6 protein-coding genes are annotated in these 7,085 nt (G+C 65.8%); 2 read left to right on the top strand and 4 right to left on the bottom strand.

The genetic code is table 11. From position 1 onward, the window contains the following. Positions 1-47 precede the first annotated feature (47 nt). The 4 genes from AUP43_RS10810 to AUP43_RS10795 all read right to left on the bottom strand — a co-directional run bounded on the left by AUP43_RS10810 (position 48) and on the right by AUP43_RS10795 (position 4,950). Positions 48-1,004, bottom strand: a complete 957-nt coding sequence (locus AUP43_RS10810; RefSeq protein WP_067556511.1) for a dimethylarginine dimethylaminohydrolase family protein — start codon at positions 1,002-1,004, stop codon at positions 48-50. A gap of 75 nt (positions 1,005-1,079) precedes the next feature. Beyond that, positions 1,080-2,027, bottom strand: coding sequence for a hypothetical protein (locus AUP43_RS10805; RefSeq protein WP_067556508.1), 948 nt, complete (start codon positions 2,025-2,027; stop codon positions 1,080-1,082). A gap of 134 nt (positions 2,028-2,161) precedes the next feature. Continuing rightward, positions 2,162-3,853, bottom strand: coding sequence for a methyl-accepting chemotaxis protein (locus tag AUP43_RS10800; RefSeq protein WP_067556505.1), 1,692 nt, complete (start codon positions 3,851-3,853; stop codon positions 2,162-2,164). A gap of 170 nt (positions 3,854-4,023) precedes the next feature. Then, positions 4,024-4,950, bottom strand: a complete 927-nt coding sequence (locus tag AUP43_RS10795; RefSeq protein WP_067556502.1) for a DMT family transporter — start codon at positions 4,948-4,950, stop codon at positions 4,024-4,026. A gap of 172 nt (positions 4,951-5,122) precedes the next feature. Here AUP43_RS10795 and AUP43_RS10790 point away from each other — a divergent pair, with 172 nt between their 5' ends. Together AUP43_RS10790 and AUP43_RS10785 are read left to right on the top strand one after the other, a co-directional pair. Then, positions 5,123-5,713 (top strand): malonic semialdehyde reductase, encoded by a 591-nt coding sequence (locus tag AUP43_RS10790; protein WP_067556498.1) that lies wholly within the window; start codon positions 5,123-5,125, stop codon positions 5,711-5,713. Further along, entirely contained in the window at positions 5,713-6,903 is a 1,191-nt protein-coding gene (locus tag AUP43_RS10785; RefSeq protein WP_084462727.1) for a Bcr/CflA family multidrug efflux MFS transporter, read from the top strand. The genes AUP43_RS10790 and AUP43_RS10785 overlap by 1 nt, the downstream gene beginning before the upstream one ends. The last annotated feature ends 182 nt before the right edge of the window (positions 6,904-7,085 follow it).

Here is a 7,085-nt window from a genome sequence, read left to right as displayed (position 1 = left end):
AGGGGCGTCTCGAAGGACACGGCGGCCCGAAGAACCGCCCGCCTGCCTCAGCCCCGCTCGCGCGCCAGAACGCCGGTCAGGCAGCCGAAGCCGCCGGCGGCCTTCACCAGCTCCTTGGCGGGCACGGTGACGCAGTCGACGCCGTGGCTCTCGTAGAAGCGCTGGATGGCGTCGTAGCCGGCCTCCAGCAGGATCTTGCGCGGGCCGAGGGTGACGAAATTCATCGCCCGGTTCATCTCGTACTCGGAATCCTCCGGCAGGAAGATCACCTCATAGCCGCGCTCGCGCAGCGCCAGCACCAGCGCGTGCGGGGTGCGGCGCGGCCAGGCGACGGCGAGGTCCTTGTCGGCGAAGCGCAGCATGCCCATCAGATGCATGGTGCCGTAGGGCATGTCGACGATCAGCGTCTCGACATCCATCTCGGCCAGCGTGACCGCCACCTGCTCCGCCCCGTCGCGGTTGGTGCGCATGCCGTTGCCGACCACCACCGTGTCGGCATCGAGCCACATGGCGTCCGCGCCCTCGAAAGTGCCGTGGCCTTGCAGATACTTCACGATGGGGATGCCGATATCGGCCAGCCGGCGGGCGACCTGCCGTTCCTCCCCGGCGCGCACGGTGGAGGCGGGACGGGCCAGGATAGCCCCCTCCGGCGTCAGGAACATCAGGTCGGCGCAGAACATCTGGTTCGGCCGGGCCGGGCCGGCGGGATCGACGTAATGCACGACGACGCCATTGTCGCGGAAAGCCTGGGCCAGCGCGTCATGCTCGTCCTGCGCCTTCGGCACGTCGATCACGTCGAGCATCTGCACGGCATTGGGGTCCCTGGAGGCATCCAGCTCCGCGCCGGGCCGGTGCAGCATCACCGTCGTCAGCCGCCGCCACTCGCTGTCAATGCCGGCTTCAGCCCAGACCGTGCCCAGCTCCGCGCGCAGGCTGTCCGTGCGGGGCGACCACCCCGCCCCGCCATAGGCCGAGGTGCCGAAAGTGCTCTTGCGGATCGACATTCATTCCTCCCGCTGTCGATTTTTGAGTTGTCCACTATGTAAACAACTTCCGCATCGCACGCCAGCGGGCACGCCTCAGCGCAGCGCGCCGATCGTCCATTCCACCTTCGGGGCGTAGCGCCGGCCGAGGAACTGGTAGGTCTTGCGGATCAGCCGGATGCCGATTTCGTCGGGCGTGGGGTCGGCGGCGTCCCACAGCAGCATCATCTCCTCCCAATCCATCGACAGGCCATGCAGCCGGTCGCGCCGCTCGCGGATGAAGGGGATGCTGTTATCGTAATTCAGCACCAGGCTGCGGATTTCCGAGGTCTGGGCGTCGACATCGTCGAACTGGCTGCGCACCTCGCCATGGGGATTGGTGAACAGGCTGCGCACGCGCGCCACCTCCTCCCCCACCACGCGGCTGTTGGCGAACAGCTTGGCGAAGCGCTCCAGCTTGTCCTGGATGGTCTTCATGGATTTGAAGCGGTCGCGCAGCGCCTCGATATAGGTCAATTCGCGCACCAGGGATTCGACGCGCTCCTTCACGATGGCCACGCCAAAGGCTTCCGACTCGCTGGGAGCAACTTCCCAGCCCAGCCGCTTCATCGCCTTTTCCAGCTTGTCGTTGGTCTGCGGGTCCTCGGCGATCTGCTCCAGCATGTCGGCGTCGGTGACCACCTGTTCGTCGCCCGACACCCAGGAGGCGAGCTGCACCTGAAGCCGCCAGCGGGCGATGTATTCATGGCGCTCCTCGACGGTCCAGGAGGCAGTACCGTCCAGCAGCTCCTTGGGGATCGAATCGCCGGGATGGATGCGCCTGACATAGTCCAGCCCGCGCACGGCGGTGTCGATCATCGCGCTGTCCGGCGAATCGGACGCAATGCCGAATTCCCGCATCAGCGCGGCCACCGGCACCACCGCGTCGACGCCTTCGCACGGGATGCTGTAGACCACCCCCTCGCCGGTATCCGAACGACGGAAATGCGCGCCGGGGATGGCGAATATCCGGTGCTTGAACTCGAAATGGGTGGACCGCTCCATCGCGCCGTGTCTCGCGTGTGATTAACCATACCGGGCAGAATAAATATCCCGAAAGCCATTAATTAAAGATGAAAGGGGGGCTGTTGCGCCCCCCTTCCCGTTCAGTCGTATTACCCGGCCTTGGTCGCCGCCGATCAGGCGGCCTTCACGCCCTCGATGAAGCGCGAGATGCTGCCGCGCAGGCCGGTCGATTGCCGCGCCAGCTCCTGCGAGGAGGTCAGCACTTGCGACGCGCCGGCCGAGGTGGTTTCCGCCGCGTCGTTCACGCCGACGATGTTGCTGGAAACCTCCCCGGTGCCGCGCGCCGCCTCGCTGGCGTTGCGGCTGATCTCCGAGGTCGCGGCGGTCTGCTGCTCGACGGCGGCAGCCACGGCGGCGGCCATGTCGTTCAGCTTGTAGATCACCTCCGCGATGCGGCTGATCGAGGTCACTGCATGACCGATGGTCGATTGCATATTGTCGACCTGGGCCTGGATTTCTCCGGTCGCCGTGGAGGTCTGATTGGCCAGCTGCTTCACCTCCGCCGCGACCACGGCGAAGCCCTTGCCGGCCTCCCCGGCGCGCGCCGCCTCAATGGTGGCGTTCAGCGCCAGCAGGTTGGTCTGGTCGGCGATGCCGCTGATCAGGCCGATCACCTCGGCGATCTTCTGCCCCGCCTCGTTCAGCCCGCTGACCATCTTCTGCGCCTCGCGGGCGCTGCCGGCGGCCTCGTCGGCGACGCCGCGCGCCTCGCCCATCTGCCGGGCCACCTCGTTCACCGTGGCGGTCAGCTCGTCGGTGGCCGAGGCCACGGTCTGCACATTCACCGAGGCCTGCTCCGACGCCGCGCTGACACTGGAGGCCTGGCGCGAGGTTTCCTCCGAGGAGGCGGAGAGCGAGTTGGCCGTCGCCTCCAGCTCGGTCGCCGCCGCCGTCATCACCGACAGCGCCTCGGCCACTTCGGTCTCGAAGGTGGCGATCATGGTCGAGACGGTCTCGGCGCGGGCCAGCTTCGCCTGGTTCTCGCGCTCCTGCTCGGCTTGCAGCGCCTGGCGCTCCAACGCGTTATCCTTGAAGATCACCATGGTGCGCGCGACATCGCCGATTTCGTCTTTGCGCTCCTGACCGACGATCTCCGTGCTGAGGTCGCCATCGGCCAACCGGCGCAGCGCCTGCACGGCGCGGGTCAGCGGCCCGACCACGCCCTTGCTGGAGACAATCCAGCCCAGCACCCCACCCACCAGGATGCCGCCCAGCGCGAAGATGGTGATCGCCATCTGCACCGTGGCGGCCATGGCGTCGGCCTCCGCCGCGACCCGGTCGCCATACCGGTCGGTGTACAGCACGAAATCGCCCATCTGCTTGCGCAGCTGATCGGCCAGGGCGCGGCTGTTCTGTACCTGGGCGATAATCTCCTGCTGCGCGGCGCTGATATCCATGTCGCGATGCTTGGCGGCCACGGCCAAGGTGGCGGCGTTGAGCTGGGCATACCGCGCGGCGTCGGCCTCGATCTGCGTCAGCATCCGCGTCTGGTCGTCGTCGGCCGTCTGCTTCAGCGCTTGCAGCGCGGCCTGCATTTCTTTCTGTGCCGTCTGGATCACCGGCAGGACGGTATCGTAATCGCTGGGATCGGCCGCGACGCGATATTCGCCGCGATTCAGCTCGACCAGATTACGGTTCATCCGCGCCGCCGTGCGGATTTCGGTAGCCGAAACATTGATATTCTCCGCCGCTTCCTTCAAGGCGCCCAGCGCCAGGATGGAGGCGACGGAAATCCCCGCCGCAACTGCCGCCATCACCCCGAGGACGGCAAAAACCTTCGTTGAAACCTTCAAGCGTGCAAGCATCGTACGTTCTCCTTTAACCCCTAGCTGCGGTTTCACTGCCGCTTTGCTGTGGAAAAGGTAGCCACGCACCGTTAACAAGATATGAATCCGATAAAATTAAAACGAAGGTTGTTTTTTATTTCTCGATTCTTTAATTTTACTTGTAGAAAGTGTTGATACAAACGTTCCGTTTACACCGCTGCCTGAACGATTGTAACCAATCCTACCAGTACTAGGAAAAGCCCGATGAATTCTCGCATGGTCAGTTTCTCGCGGAACACACGTTGCGAGACGATCAGGCTGAACAGCAATTCCGCCAGGCCCAGCGTGCGCACATTGGCCACCGGCTCCAGCGCCATGGCGGTGAACCAGCCGGCCGAGGCGGCGGCCCCCATCAGCCCGGCCAGCAGCGAAACCCGCCACGCCTTCAGCACCGCGAGGATCACCGGCCGGTCGCGCACCGCCAGATAGGCCAGCAGCAGCACGCTCTGGATCGATTGCGCCCAGAACAGGGTGGCCGCGGCCGAGAGCACCGGCGCGTCCGGCGCGATGGCCAGCGCCGCGCCGCGATAGCCCACGGCGGAGAAGGCGAACATGGCGCCCGACGCGATGCCCAGCAGCGCCGGGCGGGAGCTGAGGCCGGTCAGCAGGCTTTTCGCAGAAAGCTGCCCGGCGGGCGCGGAGACCATCACCACGCCCAGCGTCGCCACCAGAATCGCCAGCACCGCCGGCAGCGTCACCGGATCGCCCAGCAGAACGGCGCCGAAAATCGCGACCTGGATGATCTCGGTCTTGGAATAGGCCACGCCGAGCGCGAAATTGCGCTCCGCCATGGCGCGCAGCAGCAGTGCTGTGGCGGCGATCTGCGAGACCGCGCCCAGCGTCACCCAGCCGGCGAAACCCAGATTGGGCAGCGGCATCGCCTGCCCGCTGCCCAGCAGCACGATGGCCAGCCAGAGTGCGGCGAAAGGCAGGCCGTAGAGAAAGCGCACCAGCGTCGCCCCCAGCGTGCCCAGCCCGCCGACCAGGCTGCGCTGCGCTGCATTGCGGATGGTCTGCGCGAACGCCGCCCAGATGGTGATCGGAATCCAGATCCAGGAGATATCGGCAAGGGACATACGCGGGTATCCATGAAGGGCGGGACGGTCACTCTAGGGCCTGTTCAAGAGGCCGAGCCCTGCATTCTCGTCAATACCGGGTTTTCTCGCAGCTGCGAAAGGAAAGGTGGCGACTCTCGCGAGAGGGGCATAGCCTTCCGGTTGCAACCGTCTCCCATGCGAGTAACCGCCAATGACCGCTCCGCTGACCGACGACGCGCTCGACCTGATCTTCCGCGAGGCGCGCACCTATAACAGCTTCAAGCCAGATCCCATCGACCCCGCCCTGCTGCGCCGGATCTACGACCTGGCGAAGATGGGGCCGACCGCCGCCAACAGCCTGCCGGCGCGCATCGTCTTCGTCGTCTCGCCGGAAGCGAAGGAGAAGCTGCGCCCCGCCTTGTCCGCCGCCAATGTCGACAAGACCCTGGCCGCCCCGGCCGTCGCGATCTTCGCTTACGACCTGGAATTCTACGAAAAACTGCCGAAGACCTTTCCGCATACCGATGCGCGGTCCTGGTTCGTCGGCAAGCCGGCGCATATCGAAACCACGGCGTTCCGCAACGCCACGCTGCAAGCCGCCTATTTCATGATCGCCGCGCGGTCGCTGGGGCTGGATTGCGGGCCGATGTCCGGCTTCGACAATGCCACGGTCGACGCCGCCTTCTTCGCCGGCACGGCCTGGAAATCCAATTTCCTCTGCAATCTGGGGCACGGCACCACGGACAGGCTGTTCGGCCGCCTGCCGCGCCTCGACTTCGACGAAGCCTGCCGGATCGATTAGTGAAACAATCCACCTTGCGCCTGGCGCTGATCCTGGGGGCGATCACCGCCTTCGCGCCCATGTCCATCGACATGTACCTGCCCGCCTTCCCGGCGATGCAACGGCATTTCGCCACCGATGCCGGGCAGGTGCAACTCACCCTCTCGGTCTTCCTGCTGGGCCTGTCGCTGGGGCAGCTCTTCTACGGCCCGCTGGCGGATCGCTACGGGCGCAAGAAGCCGCTCTATGCCGGCATCGCGCTCTATACGGCGGCGTCGGCCGGCATCGCACTGTCGGGCAGCATCGACAGCCTGATCCTGCTGCGCTTCGCCCAGGCGCTGGGCGGCTGCGCCGGCATGGTGATCGCGCGCGCCGTGGTGCGCGACCTGTTCGACGAGATCGGCTCGGCCAAAATGTATGCGCAGCTCATGCTGGTCATGGGGCTGGCGCCGATTCTCGCCCCCATCATCGGCGGGCAGCTCCTGCTGATCGCCGACTGGCACGTGATCTTCTGGGTGCTGGCCGGCTTCGGCGCGGCCTGCCTGACCGGCGTGGCGCTGGCCCTGCCGGAAAGCCTGCCGGCGGAACGGCGCGGCGCTGGCGGGCTGGGCGCGGCGCTGCGCAACTACGCGCTGCTGCTGCGCAGCCCGGCCTTCCTGGCCTACGCCATGACCGGCGGCTTCATCCAGGCCGGCATGTTCGCCTATATCACCGGCTCGCCCTTCGTGTTCATCGAGCTGTATCAGGTGCCGGCGCAGCATTACGGCTATCTGTTCGGGCTGAACGCGATGGGGCTGATCGCCGCCTCCCAGGTCAATCACCGGCTGCTGGCCCGGCGCAGCGGCCGGCAGGTGCTGAATGTCGCCGTGCCGGTCATCGCCGCCAGCGCGCTGGTGCTGGCTGCCACCGCCGCCACCGGCTTCGGCGGCTTATGGGGCATCATCGTCCCGCTGTTCGTCTGCATCGCCGGCTACGGCTTCATCGCGCCAAATGCCACCGCCGCCGCAATGGCCTCGCAAGGCCGCATCGCCGGCAGCGCCTCGGCGCTCATGGGGGTGCTGCAATTCGGCACCGGCGCGCTATCGGGCACCATCGTCGGGCTGTTGAACGACGGCACGGCGCGGCCGATGGGCTTCACCATCGCCGCGCTATATTGCTGCGCCGCGCTGCTGCGGTTTTTCGTGCTGCCGCGCTTCGCGAAACAGAATTAACGCTCAAAAGCCATACAACAGAATGTGATCGCCCATCAGAATACAGCTCACAGCAGCGTGACAGCAGTTGATTTTACGCGCCAAGACAACACGGGCAGAGTGACTTCAGCAGAAAGGCGACGGGGCAAATAAAACCGTCATCTTCTTTTGCTAGCGACATTGTCACCATTAGGAGATTTCCC

The organism is Oceanibaculum pacificum, from assembly GCF_001618175.1.
GTDB classification, from domain to species: domain Bacteria; phylum Pseudomonadota; class Alphaproteobacteria; order Oceanibaculales; family Oceanibaculaceae; genus Oceanibaculum; species Oceanibaculum pacificum.
The sequence above is the reverse complement of the archived record's forward strand: the minus strand, read 5'-3'. Positions and strand labels throughout refer to the sequence as shown.

Coding starts and splice junctions, on each gene's coding strand:
- AUP43_RS10810 (WP_067556511.1), bottom strand. CDS start 1,004: ATGTCGATCCGCAAGAGCACTTTCGGCACCTCGGCCTATGGCGGGGCG.
- AUP43_RS10805 (WP_067556508.1), bottom strand. CDS start 2,027: ATGGAGCGGTCCACCCATTTCGAGTTCAAGCACCGGATATTCGCCATC.
- AUP43_RS10800 (WP_067556505.1), bottom strand. CDS start 3,853: ATGCTTGCACGCTTGAAGGTTTCAACGAAGGTTTTTGCCGTCCTCGGG.
- AUP43_RS10795 (WP_067556502.1), bottom strand. CDS start 4,950: ATGTCCCTTGCCGATATCTCCTGGATCTGGATTCCGATCACCATCTGG.
- AUP43_RS10790 (WP_067556498.1), top strand. CDS start 5,123: ATGACCGCTCCGCTGACCGACGACGCGCTCGACCTGATCTTCCGCGAG.